The sequence below is a fragment of the Streptomyces sp. NBC_00344 genome (assembly GCF_036088315.1).
In the GTDB taxonomy this organism is placed as follows: domain Bacteria; phylum Actinomycetota; class Actinomycetes; order Streptomycetales; family Streptomycetaceae; genus Streptomyces.
Genome location: NZ_CP107996.1, coordinates 3450399 through 3468762, shown reverse-complemented (window position 1 = coordinate 3468762; position 18364 = coordinate 3450399). Strand labels below are relative to the sequence as shown.

The 18364-nt window shown below is 65.7% G+C and carries 15 protein-coding genes and 1 tRNA gene; 11 read left to right on the top strand and 5 right to left on the bottom strand.

Annotated features, from left to right (window positions below):
* Nucleotides 1-11: 11 nt before the first annotated feature.
* Genes yidC through rpmH form a run of 4 tightly spaced genes read right to left on the bottom strand, consistent with a single transcriptional unit; the run spans nucleotide 12 to nucleotide 2173 of the window.
* Complete coding sequence (yidC, locus tag OHS16_RS15610) at nucleotides 12-1316, bottom strand: membrane protein insertase YidC (RefSeq protein WP_328537820.1); 1305 nt, start codon at nucleotides 1314-1316, stop codon at nucleotides 12-14.
* A gap of 3 nt (nucleotides 1317-1319) precedes the next feature.
* Nucleotides 1320-1649 (bottom strand): membrane protein insertion efficiency factor YidD, encoded by a 330-nt coding sequence (gene yidD / locus OHS16_RS15605; RefSeq protein ID WP_328537819.1) that lies wholly within the window; start codon nucleotides 1647-1649, stop codon nucleotides 1320-1322.
* Complete coding sequence (gene rnpA / locus OHS16_RS15600; RefSeq protein WP_328537818.1) at nucleotides 1646-2017, bottom strand: ribonuclease P protein component; 372 nt, start codon at nucleotides 2015-2017, stop codon at nucleotides 1646-1648. The genes yidD and rnpA overlap by 4 nt, the downstream gene beginning before the upstream one ends.
* An 18-nt stretch (nucleotides 2018-2035) precedes the next feature.
* Nucleotides 2036-2173: a 50S ribosomal protein L34 gene (gene rpmH / locus OHS16_RS15595; RefSeq protein ID WP_030990579.1), complete on the bottom strand. Its 138-nt coding sequence runs from the start codon at nucleotides 2171-2173 to the stop codon at nucleotides 2036-2038.
* Nucleotides 2174-2537: 364 nt separating this feature from the next.
* Here rpmH and dnaA point away from each other — a divergent pair, with 364 nt between their 5' ends.
* The 11 genes from dnaA (at nucleotide 2538) to OHS16_RS15540 (ending at nucleotide 17020) form a co-directional block, all read left to right on the top strand.
* The gene (gene dnaA / locus OHS16_RS15590; protein ID WP_328537817.1) at nucleotides 2538-4313 is read left to right on the top strand and encodes a chromosomal replication initiator protein DnaA; all 1776 of its coding nucleotides are present in this window, start codon (nucleotides 2538-2540) and stop codon (nucleotides 4311-4313) included.
* An 816-nt stretch (nucleotides 4314-5129) separates the two neighbouring features.
* Nucleotides 5130-6260, top strand: a complete 1131-nt coding sequence (gene dnaN, locus OHS16_RS15585; protein ID WP_328537816.1) for a DNA polymerase III subunit beta — start codon at nucleotides 5130-5132, stop codon at nucleotides 6258-6260.
* Nucleotides 6261-6397: 137 nt separating this feature from the next.
* Complete coding sequence (gnd, locus tag OHS16_RS15580; RefSeq protein ID WP_328537815.1) at nucleotides 6398-7276, top strand: phosphogluconate dehydrogenase (NAD(+)-dependent, decarboxylating); 879 nt, start codon at nucleotides 6398-6400, stop codon at nucleotides 7274-7276.
* Between the two features lie 30 nt (nucleotides 7277-7306).
* Nucleotides 7307-8437 carry a DNA replication/repair protein RecF gene (recF, locus tag OHS16_RS15575; RefSeq protein WP_328537814.1) on the top strand — a complete coding sequence of 377 codons (1131 nt, stop codon included), beginning with the start codon at nucleotides 7307-7309 and terminating at the stop codon, nucleotides 8435-8437.
* On the top strand, nucleotides 8434-9048 hold the full coding sequence (locus OHS16_RS15570; RefSeq protein WP_328537813.1) for a DUF721 domain-containing protein: 615 nt from the start codon (nucleotides 8434-8436) through the stop codon (nucleotides 9046-9048). The genes recF and OHS16_RS15570 overlap by 4 nt, the downstream gene beginning before the upstream one ends.
* A gap of 300 nt (nucleotides 9049-9348) precedes the next feature.
* Nucleotides 9349-11412 carry a DNA topoisomerase (ATP-hydrolyzing) subunit B gene (gene gyrB, locus OHS16_RS15565; RefSeq protein ID WP_328537812.1) on the top strand — a complete coding sequence of 688 codons (2064 nt, stop codon included), beginning with the start codon at nucleotides 9349-9351 and terminating at the stop codon, nucleotides 11410-11412.
* Between the two features lie 41 nt (nucleotides 11413-11453).
* Nucleotides 11454-14078, top strand: a complete 2625-nt coding sequence (gene gyrA, locus OHS16_RS15560; RefSeq protein WP_328537811.1) for a DNA gyrase subunit A — start codon at nucleotides 11454-11456, stop codon at nucleotides 14076-14078.
* A 3-nt stretch (nucleotides 14079-14081) separates the two neighbouring features.
* Nucleotides 14082-14705 (top strand): DUF3566 domain-containing protein, encoded by a 624-nt coding sequence (locus OHS16_RS15555; RefSeq protein WP_328537810.1) that lies wholly within the window; start codon nucleotides 14082-14084, stop codon nucleotides 14703-14705.
* 59 nt (nucleotides 14706-14764) lie between these two features.
* Nucleotides 14765-14838, top strand: a tRNA-Ile gene (locus tag OHS16_RS15550).
* 148 nt (nucleotides 14839-14986) lie between these two features.
* Nucleotides 14987-15121 carry a DLW-39 family protein gene (locus tag OHS16_RS15545; RefSeq protein WP_003958712.1) on the top strand — a complete coding sequence of 45 codons (135 nt, stop codon included), beginning with the start codon at nucleotides 14987-14989 and terminating at the stop codon, nucleotides 15119-15121.
* A gap of 597 nt (nucleotides 15122-15718) precedes the next feature.
* Nucleotides 15719-17020: a hypothetical protein gene (locus OHS16_RS15540; protein WP_328537809.1), complete on the top strand. Its 1302-nt coding sequence runs from the start codon at nucleotides 15719-15721 to the stop codon at nucleotides 17018-17020.
* 36 nt (nucleotides 17021-17056) lie between these two features.
* Here the strand turns inward: OHS16_RS15540 and OHS16_RS15535 are convergent, their stop codons facing one another.
* A complete protein-coding gene (locus tag OHS16_RS15535; protein ID WP_328537808.1) occupies nucleotides 17057-18364 on the bottom strand; it encodes a serine/threonine-protein kinase in 1308 nt (435 codons plus the stop codon).

Below are 18364 nucleotides of genomic sequence, written 5' to 3'. Positions count from 1 at the left end.
ATGGACTCCTCTTACTTCTTGGACGGGTGCTTGGGACGCTGCTGGCCCTTGCGCTGACCTGATTTGGCTTGGCGTGCAGTACTACCGGAGGCAGATTTGGCGTTCTGCTTGGGCTTGGCATCCTGCGGCTCGTCCTGCTTCTCCAACGAGGTCCTCTCGGCGGTTTCAGCGACCTCGCCCTCTGCATCCGCCTCCGCAGACTTCGCTCCCCCTGGGTGCGCGGCACTCGTCTGGCGCTTTGCTTTGGTCTGGCGCTTGGGCTGCTGGCGCTTGGGAACAGCATCTGCAAGGCTCACGCCCTCCGCCTCGGCAGCGACAGCGGCATCGCTCTTCTCCACCGTGCCATCGACGTTGGCGACCAGGCCGGCCTTGCTCAAGGTGGTGATGAACTTGCGCTCGGCATCGTTGCGGTCCTTCGTCTCCTTGGCCGCGATGCCCTTGACGATGGTGCGCTGATGACGTGTACGCGTGGAGCCGTGCGTGACGAGGTGCTTCTGGACCCGCTCCAGCAACCCCGCCTGGGCCTGACTGCCCGGGGTCGGATTGCGGTGGATCACGAACATCTGCTGGCCCATGGTCCACACGTTGGTGGTCAGCCAGTAGACGAGCACACCGACCGGGAAGTTGATACCCATCACGGCGAACATGAGCGGGAACACGTACATCAGCATCTTCTGCTGCTGCATGAACGGCGTCTTGACGGACATGTCGACGTTCTTCGTCATCAGCTGGCGCTGTGTGTAGAACTGCGACGCCGACATCAGGACGATCATGACCGCGGTGACGATGCGAACGTCGGTCAGTGTGGCGCCGAGCGATGCGACCTTCTCGGAACTCTCCAAGAACTTCGCCGCAAGCGGGGCGCCGAAGATGTGGGCCTTACGTGCGCTCTCGAGCAACGGCTGATCGATGACGCCAATCGTCTTGCCATTGGCGATGCCTGCCAGCACGTGGTAAAGCGCGAAGAAGAACGGCGACTGCGCGAGGATCGGAAGACACGAGGAGAGCGGGTTGGTGCCCGTCTCCTTGTACAGCTTCATCATCTCTTCGGACTGTCGCTGCTTGTCGTTCTTGTAGCGCTCCTGGATCGCCTTCATCTTCGGCTGGAGCGCCTGCATGCCACGGGTCGACTTGATCTGCTTCACGAAGAGCGGGATCAGACAGATCCGGATCAGGACCACCAGCGACACGATGGACAGGCCCCAGGCCCAGCCGGTGTCCGGGCCAAAGATCGCGCCGTACAGGGAGTGGAACTGGACGATGACCCAGGACACTGGGGTGGTGATAAAGCTGAACAGACTGGCAAGCGTGTCCACTAATCAGGCTCCTTGAGCATTGGGCGAGGTCTCTGCGGCCGGGCCGGTCTCCTGACCGGAGTGCCCGCCCTTGCTTGTCCGCCACGCATGACGCAACAGTTCGTGCCAACGCGGACGTTTGCGCGGCGGAACGTGATCCACGCCACCTGGCGACCACGGATTGCACCGCAGAATGCGCCAGGCCGTCAGCGCCGTGCCCTTCACCGCGCCATGCCGGTCGATAGCCGTATATCCATAGTGGGAACACGACGGGTAGTACCTGCAGACAGGGCCCAGGAGCGGGCTGATTGTCCACTGGTACAGCTTGATGAGAGCCAGCAGCGGGTACTTCATCGCGCGCCCCCTCCCAGTAGCCGCTCCAGTGCGGCGTCCAGGTCTCGGGCCAGCTGTGCATGGTCGGCGACACCCGCTCCGGGCAGCGCCCGTACGACAACCAGGCTACCGGGGGGCAGCTGAAGCAGGCGATCGCGGACCAGATGCCGAAGCTTCCGCTTCACAGCCGTGCGTACGACCGCTCCGCCCACTGCTTTGCTCACGACGAAACCCGCACGTGTCGGGGGAGTGCTCTCCCCAGGCACATGCGGGTCCGTTGTACCGCTGCGTAGATGGACGACGAGTAGCGGACGCCCGGCCCGGCGTCCTCGTCGAACTGCGGCCGCGAAGTCCTCGCGCCGCCTCAGCCGATTCTCGGTAGGCAGCACGTCATGACCTGTACGAGATCAGGCGGACAGACGGGAGCGACCCTTGCCACGGCGGGTCGCCAGGATTGCGCGGCCGGCACGCGTACGCATACGCAGACGGAAGCCGTGGGTCTTGGCACGACGACGGTTGTTCGGCTGGAAGGTGCGCTTGCTCACTCGGGGGCTCCAGAAATGAATCGGGTGATGGCGGGACATCGCCTGGCTGTCACCGTGCGCCCACGAGAAGCTCGCGAATACGCCCGTGTGCACCGCTTCACGACCACAAGATCGTGATCTTTGCCCATCGGAGGCAGGCGGCAGCAGCCATCGACAACTCGACCTGGTTACGGTACGCGCGGCTACGCCATCCGGTCAAACCAACCCTTTCACAGCGGTCCGCTGTACACAGGCTGTGGACAACAACTTGAACCACGCGGGTCGCCCTGACTACCGTGGCTCAATTCCCAAGTCTTTTCCTGCCTGTCTTCACACCCCGTCCCGAGAAGCACACATTCGTGGGACCTGCGAGAGAGCGTGCCCCGTGGCTGACGTACCTGCCGATCTTGCCGCAGTGTGGCCGCGAGTCCTCGAACGTCTCCTCGGGGAAGGCCAGCAAAACATCGAGCCCAAGGACAAGCAGTGGATCGAACGCTGTCAGCCCCTGGCGCTCGTGGCGGACACCGCACTGCTCGCCGTCCCCAACGAATGGGGGAAGCGTGTTCTTGAAGGAAGGCTCGCCCCTCTCATCAGTGAGACGCTGAGCCATGAGTGCGGCCGCCCGATCCGTATCGCGATCACTGTCGACGACACGGTGGGGGACCCCTCCCAGCCGGCTCCGCCCGCCCAGACGCAACAGCAGCACCAGTCGCACCAGCAGCCGCGCTACCAGCACCCTCAGCATGACGAGCCGCGGCACGCCGACACCTATGACGGGTATGGCCACCGTCCCTCCGACGACGGCATGCCGACTGCCCGGCCGGCCTACCCGGACTATCAGCAGCAGCGCCCCGATCCCGGAGCCTGGCCCCGTCCGCACGAGGATCTCTCCTGGCAGCAGCCACGACTCGGCGGCTTCCAGGAGCGCGAGCCGTACACCGGTCCCCGGACGCAGCAACCCCAGCACGATTACCGGCAGCAGCCGGACCGCCAGAACTACGAGCAGCAGCGGCCCGAGCGGCATGACCTCCGGGATCCTCAGTCCTCGCAGCGGCACCTGCCCACCCCCAGCGGCGCCCCCGGTCCGCTAGCCGCCCAACCCGCTCCCGCGGCTGGGCCCGGTGAGCCGCAGGCTCGGCTGAACCCGAAGTACCTCTTCGACACCTTCGTGATCGGCGCTTCGAACCGGTTTGCACACGCAGCCGCGGTCGCAGTCGCCGAAGCCCCGGCGAAGGCGTACAACCCCTTGTTCATCTACGGGGAGTCCGGACTCGGCAAGACTCATCTGCTGCACGCCATCGGGCACTACGCGCGCAGCCTCTACCCAGGCACCCGCGTGCGCTATGTGAGCTCCGAGGAGTTCACCAATGAGTTCATCAACTCGATCCGCGACGGCAAGGGCGACACCTTCCGCAAGCGCTACCGCGACGTCGACATCCTCCTCGTTGACGACATCCAGTTCCTTGCCAGCAAGGAGTCGACACAGGAGGAGTTCTTCCACACCTTCAACACGCTGCACAACGCAAACAAGCAGATCGTGCTGTCGTCCGACCGGCCCCCCAAGCAACTGGTCACCCTGGAGGACCGCCTGCGGAACCGGTTCGAGTGGGGCCTGACCACCGACGTACAGCCGCCGGAGCTCGAGACGCGTATCGCGATCCTCCGCAAGAAGGCCGTGCAGGAGCAGCTCAATGCCCCGCCGGAGGTGCTCGAGTTCATCGCATCCCGGATCTCCCGCAACATCCGCGAACTGGAGGGAGCGCTGATCCGGGTCACGGCGTTCGCCTCGCTGAACAGGCAGCCGGTGGACCTCGGGCTCACCGAGATCGTGCTGAAGGACCTGATCCCGGGCGGCGAGGACGCGGCACCCGAGATCACGGCGAGCGCCATCATGGCGGCGACCGCGGACTACTTCGGTCTGACCATCGAAGACCTCTGCGGGTCGTCACGCAGCCGGGTGCTGGTGACCGCACGGCAGATCGCGATGTACCTGTGCCGTGAACTCACGGACCTCTCCCTGCCCAAGATCGGTGCGCAGTTCGGCGGCCGGGACCATACGACTGTGATGCACGCGGATCGCAAGATCCGCGCTCTGATGGCCGAGCGGCGGTCCATTTACAACCAGGTCACCGAGCTCACCAACCGCATCAAGAACGGCTGAGTCAGCAGCTTCCAGTACCTGCGAAGGGCGCCCCGGGACAGAACCCCGGGGCGCCCTTCGCCGTTCCGGGCGCCGCCGGTGTTCGAATACAAGACGTCGTGGTCGTGTTCTCCACAGCGTCGGCACCGTTCGCCCGTCCACACCCTGGGGACTCAGGAGTTGTCCAGTTTGTGTCCACAGGGATGGTTGTTGAGACTTCGTCTCCCCAGGTCAGCCGGGTGTGGATTTGTGGCCAACGGAAGTCCACAGTCTGTGGACGGAAAGTTCATCCACAGGAGCATGGATCACTTGTCCACCGGCAGCCCACAGGCTTGGTGATGTTGTCCCCAGCTTCTCCACACCCTTGTCCACTGTTCGGCAACGAAACGCCCGGGATCACTGGGTCGAGTGAAAGCCGTCACACCAAGGAGCTCGATTGCCCTGTGGGGAAACGGGGAAAAGCTGGGGACAGTCCTGGGGAGAAGTAGCCCTCCCCTGTGCACCGGGTGTGCAGAACTTTTCGGCGTCCACAGAAACGGTCGGTTGTCCACCGGCTCCGCCCACAGGCTCGGTGGACAAAAAAGTGCGCCTGAGCTGCGAAAACACGGTTATCCACGGTTTCCACAGCCCCTACTACTACTGCCTCCTATAGTTACCGGGGAATTGGCTTCGAAGTGGGCGCTGTGCACAACTTGCCGTCCGAGCCACCGCCACCGGCCGCAGCGACTTGACCCCGACCCGCACCGACTGTCGGCGGCGTAGGTCAGACTGGTCCCCGGCAACAAGCCGACGACGAAGGCCAGCAGGGCGAGTCAGCTACAGCAGGAGGCGGTTCCGGTGAAGATCCGGGTGGAGCGCGATGTACTCGCGGAGGCGGTGGCCTGGACGGCCCGTAGCCTTCCGGCCCGTCCGCCGGTGCCCGTTCTCGCGGGCCTTCTGATGAAGGCCGAGGAGGGCGCATTGAGCCTCTCCGGCTTCGACTACGAGGTCTCGGCTCGGGTGTCCGTCGATGCCGAGGTCGAGGAGGACGGCACCGTCTTGGTCTCCGGCCGGCTGCTCGCCGATATCTGCCGGGCACTGCCCAACCGTCCTGTGGAGATCTCCACAGACGGTGTACGGGCGACGGTGGCCTGCGGTTCCTCACGGTTCACACTCCACACGCTGCCTGTGGAGGAGTACCCGGCTCTGCCTCAGATGCCCACAGCGACCGGTACCGTGCCCGGCGAGGTCTTCGCGTCTGCTGCGGCCCAGGTGGCCATTGCCGCGGGCCGTGACGACACCCTGCCCGTCCTCACCGGTGTGCGTATCGAGATCGAGGGCGACCGGGTCACGCTGGCCTCCACCGACCGCTACCGCTTCGCCGTCCGCGAGTTCCTTTGGAAGCCGGAGGACCCCGAGGCCTCCGCGGTGGCCTTGGTGCCCGCCAAAACACTCCTGGACACTGCCAAGTCGTTGACCAGTGGCGACACGGTCACCCTGGCACTGTCAGGGTCCGGCTCCGGTGAAGGGCTGATCGGCTTTGAAGGTGCGGGGCGGCGTACGACCACGCGGCTGCTGGAGGGGGACCTCCCGAAATACCGCACACTCTTCCCGACCGAGTTCAACTCGATCGCTGTGATCGAGACTGCTCCGTTCGTCGAGGCTGTGAAGCGTGTGTCGCTGGTAGCCGAGCGGAACACTCCGGTGCGGCTCAGTTTCGAGCAGGGCGTGCTGATCCTTGAGGCCGGGTCCAGCGACGATGCACAGGCTGTGGAACGGGTCGACGCGAAGCTCGAAGGGGACGACATCTCGATCGCCTTCAACCCGACCTTCCTGTTGGACGGGCTCAGCGCGATCGACTCCCCGGCCGCTCAGCTCTCCTTCACGACGTCCACAAAGCCGGCCCTGCTCAGCGGCCGCCCCGCCATGGATGCTGAGGCCGATGACGCGTACAAGTACCTGATCATGCCGGTGCGCCTGTCGGGCTGAGAAAGCCGGGCGACGGGGACTGCGGCCGCGAGTTGACACAGTACGTCTGAGCGGCTGACCCCGCAGGTGTGCCCGGACGTCCCGGCGTACGCTCGGACCCGGGTACGAATCGCCACCACCTCACTAAGGATCTTCTGATGGAGCTCGGTCTCGTCGGCCTCGGCAAAATGGGCGGGAACATGCGCGAGCGCATCCGCCGCGCTGGTCACACCGTCATCGGTTACGACCGGAATCCGGACGTCGCCGATGTCCACAGCTTGGAAGAGCTTGTGGGCAAGCTCAAGGGCCCCCGTGTTGTGTGGGTCATGGTCCCGGCAGGTGCCGCGACCCAGTCCACGGTCGATGAGCTCGCCGAGCTGCTTTCCCCCGGCGACATCGTGGTGGACGGCGGTAACTCCCGTTGGACCGAAGACGAGAAGCACGCCGTCGAGCTGGGCCTCAAGGGCATCGGCTTCGTCGACTGCGGTGTCTCCGGCGGCGTCTGGGGCCTCGAAAACGGCTATGCGCTGATGTACGGCGGTGACTCGGAGAACGTTGCCAAGGTGCAGCCGATCTTTGACGCGCTCAAGCCTGAGGGCGAGTTCGGCTCGGTCCACGCAGGCAAGGTCGGCGCCGGCCACTTCGCGAAGATGGTCCACAACGGCATCGAGTACGCCATGATGCAGGCCTATGCCGAGGGCTGGGAGCTGCTGGAGAAGGTCAGCTCGGTCACCGATGTGCGCGAGGTGTTCCGGTCCTGGCAGGAGGGGACGGTCATCCGTTCCTGGCTGCTCGATCTGGCCGTCAACGCGTTGGACGACGATGAGCACTTGGACCAGCTCCGTGGGTTCGCCGCCGACTCCGGTGAGGGCCGCTGGACCGTCGAGGCCGCGATCGACAACGCGGTGCCGTTGCCCGCTATCACCGCGTCCCTCTTCGCGCGTTTCGCTTCGCGGCAGGACGACTCCCCGCAGATGAAGATGATTGCTGCGCTGCGCAACCAGTTCGGCGGCCACGCGGTCGAGAACAAGAAGTAATCCAGCAGCGGGGAAGGTCGGCGCACGGTCATGCACGTCACGCATCTGTCGCTGGCTGACTTCCGCTCGTACGCCCGGGTCGAGGTGCCTCTCGACCCGGGCGTCACTGCGTTCTTGGGCGCCAATGGCCAGGGGAAGACGAATCTCGTCGAAGCCGTCGGCTACTTGGCGACGCTTGGCAGCCACCGAGTCTCATCCGATGCGCCTTTGGTACGGATGGGAGCCGAGCGGGCGGTCATCCGTGCTGCTGTCACCCAGGGCCAGCGTTCACAACTGGTGGAACTCGAACTCAATCCGGGTCGCGCCAACCGCGCCCGGATCAACAGGTCTTCGCAGGTCAAGCCGCGTGATGTCCTGGGGATCGTCAGGACGGTGCTGTTCGCCCCGGAGGATCTTGCTCTGGTCAAGGGTGATCCTGGTGAGCGGCGACGTTTTCTTGATGAGCTGGTCACCGCGCGATCACCTCGGATGGCTGGGGTGCGCTCCGACTACGAGCGGGTTCTGAAGCAGCGCAACACCCTGCTGAAGTCCGCGGCAATGGCACGCCGGCACGGCGGCCGATCGATGGATATGTCCACGTTGGATGTGTGGGATCAGCATCTCGGGCGAGTCGGAGCAGAGCTGCTGGCTCAGCGCCTGGACCTGGTCGGGACTCTGCAGCCGCTTGCGGACAAGGCGTATGAACAGGTGGCGCCCGGTGGTGGTCCGGTCGTACTGGAGTACCGCAGCTCCCTGGGCGAGGAAATCGAGGCAGCTCGGTCGCGCGATGAGCTGTATGAACAGCTGCTTGTGGCGTTGGCCGGGGTCCGTAAGCAGGAGGTCGAGCGGGGTGTGACGTTGGTAGGCCCGCACCGTGATGATCTCGTACTGAAGCTGGGTCGGCTGCCCGCCAAGGGCTATGCAAGCCATGGGGAGTCCTGGTCGTATGCGCTGGCGCTGCGACTGGCCTCCTACGACCTGCTGAGGGCCGAAGGCAATGAGCCGGTGCTGGTGCTCGACGATGTATTCGCTGAGCTGGATGTGCGGCGCCGTGAGCGGCTCGCCGAGCTGGTCGCTCCTGGTGAGCAGGTTCTGGTGACCGCGGCCGTCAGTGATGATGTGCCAGGGGTACTCGCGGGGACTCGGTACGCCGTCTCCGAGGGCGTGGTGGAGCGCGTATGAGCGGGTCGGCGGGGGATTCCGGCGCTGCCCGTGGTTCTGTGGGCGGCTCTGCAGACTCGCGTGGTGCCGGGGAAGGCCGAGAGTTCGAAGGTCCGGAAGCCCCCAAGGTTCCGGAGTCGTCGGGGATCGATCTTGCACGGGTCGCCTTGCGCGCAGCGAAGGAGCAGGCAAAGGCGCGCGGCGCGGCGGCGCAACAGAAGAAGCAGGCCAAGCGGGGCGGCCTGCGGTCCGGTGCGCGTGCCGACGGGCGTGATCCGCTTCCGCTGGGTGCCGCGATCAATCGGTTGATCACCGAGCGCGGCTGGGAGGCACCCGCGGCGGTGGGCGGAGTGATGGGGCGCTGGCCGCAGATCGTGGGCGAGGACCTGGCCAAGCACTGCGTTCCTCAGCGTTATGACGAAGACGCGTGTGTGCTGACGGTTCAATGCGATTCGACGGCCTGGGCGACTCAGCTGCGGCTGCTGGCGGCTCAGCTGGTGGCCCGGCTCAACGCGGACCTGGGGCAGGGCACAGTCAAATTGATCAAGGTTTTGGGGCCTGGAGGTCCGCCGCGGAGATACGGGCCGTTGCGAGCGCCAGGCAGCAAGGGTCCGGGTGACACATACGGCTGATGCGTGTTTCACGTGAAACACGTCACCGGGAAGCCGCGCGGGAGACGGCCGTGACCCTTGGGTGTCCCTCACCGTAGCGAGAGGTTGACAGGTCGAAGCGCTGAAAGCCCGTGTGAGCCTCTTGGAGCCCCTCTCTCCATATGGGGAGTCGGGTGAGGCCGGTTCAGGGCGGCACATGTGGACTCAGGTACCGGCAAACCCCCATTCATGTCTGCGCTACCGGTAGACTGGGGGCTAATTCCGCCCACTCGCGGAACAAGTCGAACGACGCAGCCGCTCCTGCCTGCCCTGGAGAGGCCTGTGCTGTGCCAGAAAGGGCGCTTCGTGGCCGATTCCGGCAACCCCAACCAGATCACTCCGTCCACAGTCGGCGAGAACGGCGAGGTCACCAACTCGTACGACGCCAGCGCGATCACCGTCCTCGAGGGTCTGGACGCGGTCCGCAAGCGACCCGGCATGTACATCGGCTCGACCGGTGAGCGTGGACTCCACCACTTGGTGCAAGAGGTCGTCGACAACTCCGTCGACGAGGCTTTGGCCGGGCACGCTGACACGATCGACGTCACGATCCTGGCCGACGGCGGCGTGCGCGTGATCGACAACGGCCGCGGTATCCCGGTCGACATCGTTCCGTCGGAGAACAAGCCGGCCGTCGAGGTCGTACTGACCGTGCTGCACGCCGGCGGTAAATTCGGCGGCGGTGGCTACGCAGTCTCCGGTGGTCTGCACGGCGTGGGTGTCTCCGTGGTCAACGCCCTGTCGGCGAAGGTCGCGGTCGAGGTCAAGCGTGACGGCTACCGCTGGACACAGGACTACAAGCTCGGAGTGCCGACGGCGCCGCTGGCTCGCGGTGAGGCCACGGACGACAGCGGCACCACCGTCACCTTCTGGGCCGACGGTGACATCTTCGAGACGACCGAGTACTCCTTCGAGACGCTGGCGCGGCGCTTCCAGGAGATGGCCTTCCTGAACAAGGGCCTCACCCTGACGCTGACGGATGAGCGGGAGTCCGCCAAGGCGACCGCGGGTGCGGACACGGCCGAGGAGGCTGCTGAAGAAGAGCAGGTCCGCTCGGTCACGTACCACTACGAGGGCGGCATCGTCGACTTCGTGAAGTACCTGAACTCACGCAAGGGTGAGCTGATTCACCCGACAGTGATCGATGTCGAGGCCGAGGACAAGGAGCGACTCCTCTCGGCCGAGATCGCGATGCAGTGGAACTCGCAGTACAGCGAGGGTGTGTACTCCTTCGCGAACACGATCCACACGCATGAGGGCGGCACGCACGAGGAGGGCTTCAGGGCCGCGCTGACGGGCCTGGTCAACCGCTACGCGCGCGACAAGAAGCTGCTGCGGGAGAAGGACGACAACCTCTCTGGCGAGGACATCCGCGAGGGTCTGACGGCGATCATCTCGGTGAAGCTGGGCGACCCGCAGTTCGAGGGACAGACGAAGACCAAGCTGGGCAACACGGAGGCGAAGACCTTCGTGCAGAAGGTCGTCTACGAGCACCTCACGGACTGGTTCGACCGGAACCCGAACGAGGCCGTGGACATCATCCGCAAGGCCATTCAGGCACAGACGGCGCGAGTCGCCGCCCGTAAGGCGCGTGACCTCACCCGGCGCAAGGGTCTGCTGGAGAGCGCCTCGCTGCCGGGCAAGCTGTCCGACTGCCAGTCGAACGACCCGACGAAGTGCGAGATCTTCATCGTCGAGGGTGACTCCGCCGGCGGTTCGGCGAAGTCCGGGCGTAACCCGATGTACCAGGCCATCCTGCCTATCCGCGGCAAGATCCTCAACGTCGAGAAGGCGCGGATCGACAAGATCCTCCAGAACACCGAGGTGCAGGCACTGATCTCGGCGTTCGGTACCGGGGTCCATGAGGACTTCGACATCGAGAAGCTCCGCTATCACAAGATCATCCTGATGGCGGACGCCGACGTCGACGGTCAGCACATCAATACTCTGCTGCTGACCTTCCTCTTCCGCTTCATGCGGCCACTGGTCGAGGCCGGGCACGTGTATCTGTCGCGTCCTCCCCTGTTCAAGATCAAGTGGGGACGTGACGACTTCGAGTACGCGTACTCGGATCGCGAGCGGGATGCCCTGGTCGAGCTGGGCAAGCAGAACGGCAAGCGCGTCAGGGACGACTCGATCCAGCGCTTCAAGGGCCTCGGTGAGATGAACGCCGAGGAACTGCGCATCACGACGATGGACACGGACCACCGCGTGCTCGGACAGGTGACCCTGGACGACGCGGCGCAGGCCGACGATCTGTTCTCGGTGCTGATGGGTGAGGACGTCGAGGCGCGGCGCTCGTTCATCCAGCGCAACGCCAAGGACGTTCGGTTCCTCGACATCTGAGCCGGTCTCTGCTGACCGCACTGAAAGGACTTTGACCAGCAATGGCCGACGAAAATTCCCCTGTGATGCCCGAAGAGGTGCCGGCTGTCCCGGGCGTGGGCATGCGTGTCGAGCCTGTGGGGCTCGAGACCGAGATGCAGCGCTCGTATCTCGACTATGCGATGTCCGTCATCGTGTCGCGTGCCCTGCCGGATGTGCGGGACGGCCTCAAGCCGGTGCACCGCCGTGTGCTGTACGCGATGTACGACGGCGGGTACCGGCCTGAGAAGGGCTTCTACAAGTGCGCCCGCGTCGTCGGCGACGTCATGGGTACGTACCACCCGCACGGTGACTCGTCGATCTACGACGCTCTGGTCCGACTGGCGCAGCACTGGTCGATGCGTATGCCGCTGGTGGACTCGAACGGAAACTTCGGCTCTCCCGGTAACGACCCGGCCGCCGCCATGCGGTACACCGAGTGCAAGATGATGCCGCTGTCCATGGAGATGGTCAGGGACATCGACGAGGAGACCGTCGATCTCCAGGACAACTACGACGGCCGCAACCAGGAGCCGGTCGTTCTGCCGGCGCGGTTCCCGAACCTGCTGGTCAACGGCTCTGCGGGCATCGCGGTCGGCATGGCCACCAACATTCCGCCGCACAATCTGCGCGAGGTCGCGGCCGGCGCCCAGTGGTACCTGGAGAATCCGGAGGCTTCGCACGAGGAGCTCCTGGACGCCCTGATGGAACGGATCAAGGGCCCGGACTTCCCGACGGGTGCCCTGGTCGTCGGACGCAAGGGCATCGAGGAGGCGTACCGGACCGGTCGTGGCTCCATCACGATGCGCGCGGTCGTGGCGGTCGAGGAGATCCAGAACCGTCAGTGCCTGGTTGTGACGGAACTTCCGTACCAGACCAACCCGGACAACCTCGCGCAGAAGATTGCCGATCTGGTGAAGGACGGCAAGGTCGGCGGTATCGCGGATGTCCGCGACGAGACCTCTTCGCGTACCGGTCAGCGCCTTGTCGTGGTGCTGAAGCGGGACGCGGTTGCCAAGGTCGTACTGAACAACCTCTACAAGCACACAGATCTGCAGTCCAACTTCGGTGCCAACATGCTCGCCCTGGTCGACGGGGTGCCGCGCACCCTGTCGATCGACGCGTTCATCCGGCACTGGGTGACGCATCAGATCGAGGTCATCGTCCGGCGTACGAAGTTCCGGCTGCGCAAGGCCGAGGAGCGGGCGCATATTCTGCGTGGTCTGCTCAAGGCGCTTGACGCGATCGACGAGGTCATCGCGTTGATCAGGCGCAGCCAGACGGTCGAGGTCGCGCGTGAGGGCCTGATGGGCCTGCTGGAGATCGACGAGATCCAGGCGAACGCGATCCTGGAGATGCAGCTGCGCCGACTGGCCGCTCTGGAACACCAGAAGATCACGGCTGAACACGACGAGCTGCAGGCCAAGATCAACGAGTACAAGCTGATTCTTGCCTCACCCGAGCGGCAGCGTCAGATCGTCAGCGAGGAGCTGGCCGCGATCGTCGACAAGTTCGGTGACGACCGACGCTCCAAGCTGGTGCCCTTCGACGGCGACATGTCCATTGAGGACCTGATCGCCGAGGAGGACATTGTCGTCACCATCACGAACGGTGGTTACGTCAAGCGCACCAAGACCGAGGACTACCGTTCGCAGAAGCGTGGCGGTAAGGGGGTCAGGGGCACGAAGCTGAAGCAGGACGACATCGTCGCCCACTTCTTCGTCTCGACGACCCACCACTGGCTGTTGTTCTTCACCAACAAGGGCCGGGTCTACCGCGCGAAGGCGTACGAACTGCCGGATGCGGGCCGTGAGGCGCGCGGGCAGCATGTGGCGAACCTCCTGGCCTTCCAGCCGGACGAACAGATCGCTCAGATTCTGGCGATCCGTGACTACGACGCGGCACCGTATCTGATCCTGGCCACCAAGGCCGGTCTGGTGAAGAAGACTCCGCTCAAGGACTACGACTCGCCTCGTTCCGGAGGTGTCATCGCCATCAACCTGCGGGAGACCCCGGACGGCAGCGACGATGAGCTGATCGGCGCAGAGCTGGTTTCGGCCGAGGACGATCTGCTGCTGGTCAGCAGGAAGGCGCAGTCGATCCGCTTCACCGCGTCGGACGACGCGCTGCGTCCGATGGGGCGGGCGACATCAGGCGTGAAGGGCATGAGTTTCCGTGAGGGGGACGAACTGCTCTCGATGAATGTCGTGCGGGCGGGTACTTTCGTCTTCACTGCCACCGACGGCGGATACGCGAAGCGGACCAATGTCGACGAGTACCGCGTCCAGGGTCGCGGTGGCCTGGGTATCAAGGCCGCCAAGATCGTGGAGGACAGGGGCTCACTGGTCGGTGCGCTGGTGGTCGAGGAGACGGATGAGATCCTCGCCATCACGCTCGGCGGCGGTGTGATTCGTACGCGAGTCAATGAGGTCAGGGAGACAGGCCGTGACACCATGGGCGTCCAACTGATCAACCTGGGCAAGCGCGATGCCGTGGTCGGTATCGCTCGTAACGCCGAGGCCGGCCGCGAGGCCGAAGAAATCGACGCGGTTGTCGGCGATGCTGCTGACAGCGAAGTGATCGACGGTGAAACCGTTGAGGCGGAAGCCGAGGGCACCGAGCCTTCGGCAGGGGAGCACGAGGAGTAGAGCGTGAGTGGAGCCACGGGCGCCGGAGCGGCCGCTTCCGGAGCTGGAGCACATGGTGCCCGTGGCCCTGCCGCGGATTCCCAAGGGGGAACGGTGACGGACTCTCTGGGGGCTCAGCCCCCGTACGGGGCGCAGCCGTATCAGCCGCCCCAGGCATACCCGTCCCCGCAGACTGCGGGCGGTTCGCCGGGTGGGCAGCCGGGAGCGGGAGCGCAGGCCGTGCGGCGGGCGCGTACCGGGGCCCGTACAACACCGCGAACCCGCAAGGCGCGGCTGAGGGTTGCCAAGGCGGACCCGTGGTCGGTGATGAAGGTCAGCTTCCTGCTTTCCATCGCGCTGGGTATCTGCACGGTCGTGGCTGCCGCCGTGCTGTGGATGGTCATGGACGCGATGGGCGTCTTCTCGACGGTGGGCGGAACGATCAGCGAGGCCACCGGGTCGAGTGACGGCAGCGGCTTCGATCTCCAGTCCTTCCTGTCGCTGCCACGCGTCCTGCTGTTCACGGCTGTCATCGCGGTGATCGACGTGGTGCTGGCCACGGCTCTGGCCACGCTCGGTGCCTTCATCTACAACCTGTCGGCCGGGTTCGTCGGGGGCGTCGAGGTGACCCTCGCCGAGGATGAGTAGCGGCTCGGCTATCGATTTTGGGACTGGCCCTGGAGTGCGCTAATCTTCAGGGGCAGCGCGGGGCTATAGCTCAGTTGGTTAGAGCGCATCCCTGATAAGGATGAGGCCACAGGTTCAAATCCTGTTAGCCCCACCGCGAACATCGGCCCGGACGGATTCCCGTCCGGGCCGGTTGCATTCCCCGGGGCAATAGCGTGGAACTAGGTCACCGATCGGTATCGGCCGGTGTGTATAGTCGGGCGGCAGAGGTCCCTTACGTCAAGGAAAGACGAGGTCGCGCGGTGAAGAAGCTTCTCCTGGTCGCACTGGCTGCCATCGGCGGGCTCCTTGTGTACCGCCAGATCCAGGCGGATCGCGCCGAGCAGGACCTGTGGACGGAGGCGACTGACTCCGTGCCCGCAGGTTCGGGTGTGTGAGACACAGCGTCGTGATGACTGAGCCCCAGCCGCACAGCGGCTGGGGCTCAGTCATGTGCAACACCTGACAGGAGTGCACCGATCTTAGTTTCCCTTTCGCAAAGAGACGATTTGCGAGAGAAAAACCTCGCCTCCCCTCTGGCTGAGGACCCTGGGACTGATGGGTACCAGGGCTGCCACCGACTGGGCGGACAAGAGCTCCCTGCTGCTGGGCCGTGGTGGCACTGAAGTGCTCCGGAGGCTGGTCAGGCCGTGACGTCAGCGACGGGCGGCTGGGTAACAAAACCGCGAGGCCGCCCGGGGTACTGCGCCGGGCCCGGGCGAGGATCGAAGCCGGCGCTGCGGCAGTGTCCGCTCTCATTGGCCGGGAGCCCAGCGCCAGGAGCGTTTACGGGTACGCGTGTCGGGGCTCCGGCCGGGCCGGCTGTGCGCCCGATTCAGCAGCGTGCGCTGACAGCGATGTGTCGTGAGAGGCAGGATGGGACGGCGCCGCGGCCCCAGGAGGCGCGGTGGGGTCGTCGTGATCCCTCCGGTCGCGATGCTGACGCCGGCAACACGGCGCAGCACAGCTGCCGTGCGGACAACAGGGGGTACCTGGTGAAGAGGCAGCGCAGCGGCGGCTCGATCGCGCTGGCCGCGGCGGCGGCGATCTTGGTGATGGGTGCGCTGCCGGTGCAGGCACTCGCGGTGGGCGATGCCGATCCGTACGTCTTCGACCCGCATGCGAAGACGGTCGCAGGCGCGGCTGTCAGCACGGAAGCGAAGCAGCTCGCGGCCGGCTCGGTCTATCGCTCCTCGATCAGGCCCGGCCAACAGCTGTACTACCAGGTGAACCTGGACGCGACGTCTAATGCCTATGTCTCCGCGGTCGCTGTGCCCCGGCTGGGGCCGGAGACAAAGGTCGCATACGGCGACGGGATCAAAGTGACGCTCCAGGACCCCAGGGGCGGCACGTGCGGCTATGACGAGGACGCTGTGTTCGGTGCCGCCGAGTACCCCCGCCCCGTCGCGGCCTACGCCTCTCGCACCGTCGGCACGGCCGGTGTGTTCTGCCGGGCGGCGGGTCCTTACTACGTTCTGATCGAGCGGGAGACCAAGTCCGCTTCCACGCAGGAGAACTGGGACCTGGAGATCCGCTTCGACACGGAACCCGGTCTGAAGTCCGGTGTGAACACTCCGACGGCAGCCCCCACCAGCTGGCCGTCGGCCTCACCGGTTCCACCTGCCGGGGCATCGGAGCGAACGCGGGGCGGAACCGGGTTCAACGATGCGGCCGGGCTGGACACAGGGGTCTGGGAAGACCGGATCACACCGGGGCAGACGCTCTTCTACCGGGTCCCGGTCGGCTGGGGGCAACAGCTCTTCGCCACCACCGACCTCGGCAGCTCCTCGGGTGACGGCTTCGTCGCGAGCGCCCTCACGGTACGTCTCTACAACCCGGTCAGAGGGGGCGTGGCCACGGGGGGTACGGCCTACGACGGGAAGCCGAAGTCGGCGGCGCTGGAGCCCATCGCGCCCGTGGCGTACGAGAACCGGTTCAGTACGAGCGAGGACGTCAGAGGGGCGCGGATGGCCGGGGACTACTACCTGGCGGTCTCCCTGAGCCCCGACGTCGCCAAGGAATTCGGTCAGAAGAAGTACGGCGTCACGCTGCGGATGAGGGTCAAGGGAGCGAAGAGGTCCGCGCCTGTCTATGAGGGTGCGGTGCCCGACTTCGGCGCGTCAGACGACCCGGAATCCCGGAGTGGCGCCATGACAGTGGTTGGCGCTGCCGGTATCGGTACCGGAACGGCCCTCGTGCTGGGCCTGGGCGCCTGGACACTGATCGCCCGGCGCCGCGCTGGCTCAGGCCCGCGGTCACCGGCTCAGCAGCAGTACGGGCCGCCTTCCGCCTGGTAGTTCATCCGCCCGCCCTCGGGGCGGCCTCGGCCCGGTTCACCTCTGGGCCAGCGCCCAGATGCCCACGGCGAAGCAGATCACCGCGAGAACCAGCACAAGAACCGCCACCTTCGGGGGCGGCCCCGCCCGCTTCTGCCGGACCGGCACCGACTGGGTGGGAACCTGCGCGGACTGGGCGGTGTACAGATAAGTGCCGGGCTGTTCGTAGGGGGGCCGGGCAGGGAGGGGGGACACGCCATGCGGAGCGGCGTAGGCGGTGGCGGAGATAGGCGCGGATGTGGGGTGCAGCTGTGGTGGCGGAGCCAGATAGAAGCTGCCCGTGTCGGACATCGCGACCGATTGCCCCTGTGGTGGCTGCTGTTGAGGGTCGGAGTGAGGACGCTCTGGTTGCTGTGGCAGAGCAGGCTGGCGTGGGGGCTGCTGTGCGGAGGTCCTGTGCGTGGAGGGCGCGGTGGCCCGGCGCGGGGCCGGTCCGTCCGGCCCGAATCCGGCTGGAAGTGGGCCGATCTGGTCGAAGATCTCTACAGGTTCATCGCTGGTACCGCTCTCGGGAAGCAGCTCCACGGCTGCAGTCAGCGCCTTGCGGGCGCCCGTTGCTGTACGGAATCTGGCCCCAGGGTCCGGCTGAAGCAGCCCGGCGATGACCTGCCACAGCGGCTCAGGGACACCTTGCGGCGCACCAGGGGTGCCGTGGGCCGCGAAGTGCTCCATCAGGGCCCGGGAATCGGGCCTGGCCCCCTCGAGCAGATAGAGAGCCACCAGACCGAGTGCGAAGAGATCAGCCGTGAAGTCGGGCTCGGCGCCGAGCATCTGTTCCGGTGCGAAGTAACCGGGGGTTCCCACTACATAGTTGGTGTCGGTGAGGCGGGGCTCACCCTTGCGCATCGAGATTCCGAAGTCGGACAGTCGCAGATGCGGTCGTCCTGTTCCAGTGGCCTCCATGAGGATGTTGGCCGGCTTGATGTCTCGGTGCACTACGCCCTCGGCATGCACCGCGGCGAGCCCGGCCAGCAGCTGGTCGAGGAGGGTACAGACGAATCGAGGTGGCAACGGCCCGTAGTCCCCGATGACATGCGCGAGCGAACCCCCACTCACCAGATCCATGGTGAACAGCACCTTGTCGTCGTCCGCCGCCCAGCTGGCGGGGGCGAGCACATGCGGGTGATCGATCCGCAGCGCCTGCTCGCGCACAAAGCGGAGCAGAGTGTGCGCGTCGCTCTGCTGCAGCACCTTCGCCGCCACATAGCGGCGGCGACGATGATCCCAGGCGCGCCAGACCGCCCCGACGCCCCCGCGCCCGATCGGGTCGACCAGTTCGTACCGTCCGGCGAAGACCTCACCCAT

Excerpts from the sequence above, each read along its gene's own strand:
- OHS16_RS15570 (WP_328537813.1), top strand. The coding sequence starts at position 8,434 with ATGAGCGGGTCGGCGGGGGATTCCGGCGCTGCCCGTGGTTCTGTGGGC.
- gyrA (WP_328537811.1), top strand. The coding sequence starts at position 11,454 with ATGGCCGACGAAAATTCCCCTGTGATGCCCGAAGAGGTGCCGGCTGTC.
- OHS16_RS15535 (WP_328537808.1), bottom strand. The coding sequence starts at position 18,364 with ATGGGTGAGGTCTTCGCCGGACGGTACGAACTGGTCGACCCGATCGGG.
- recF (WP_328537814.1), top strand. The coding sequence starts at position 7,307 with ATGCACGTCACGCATCTGTCGCTGGCTGACTTCCGCTCGTACGCCCGG.
- yidD (WP_328537819.1), bottom strand. The coding sequence starts at position 1,649 with ATGAAGTACCCGCTGCTGGCTCTCATCAAGCTGTACCAGTGGACAATC.
- gnd (WP_328537815.1), top strand. The coding sequence starts at position 6,398 with ATGGAGCTCGGTCTCGTCGGCCTCGGCAAAATGGGCGGGAACATGCGC.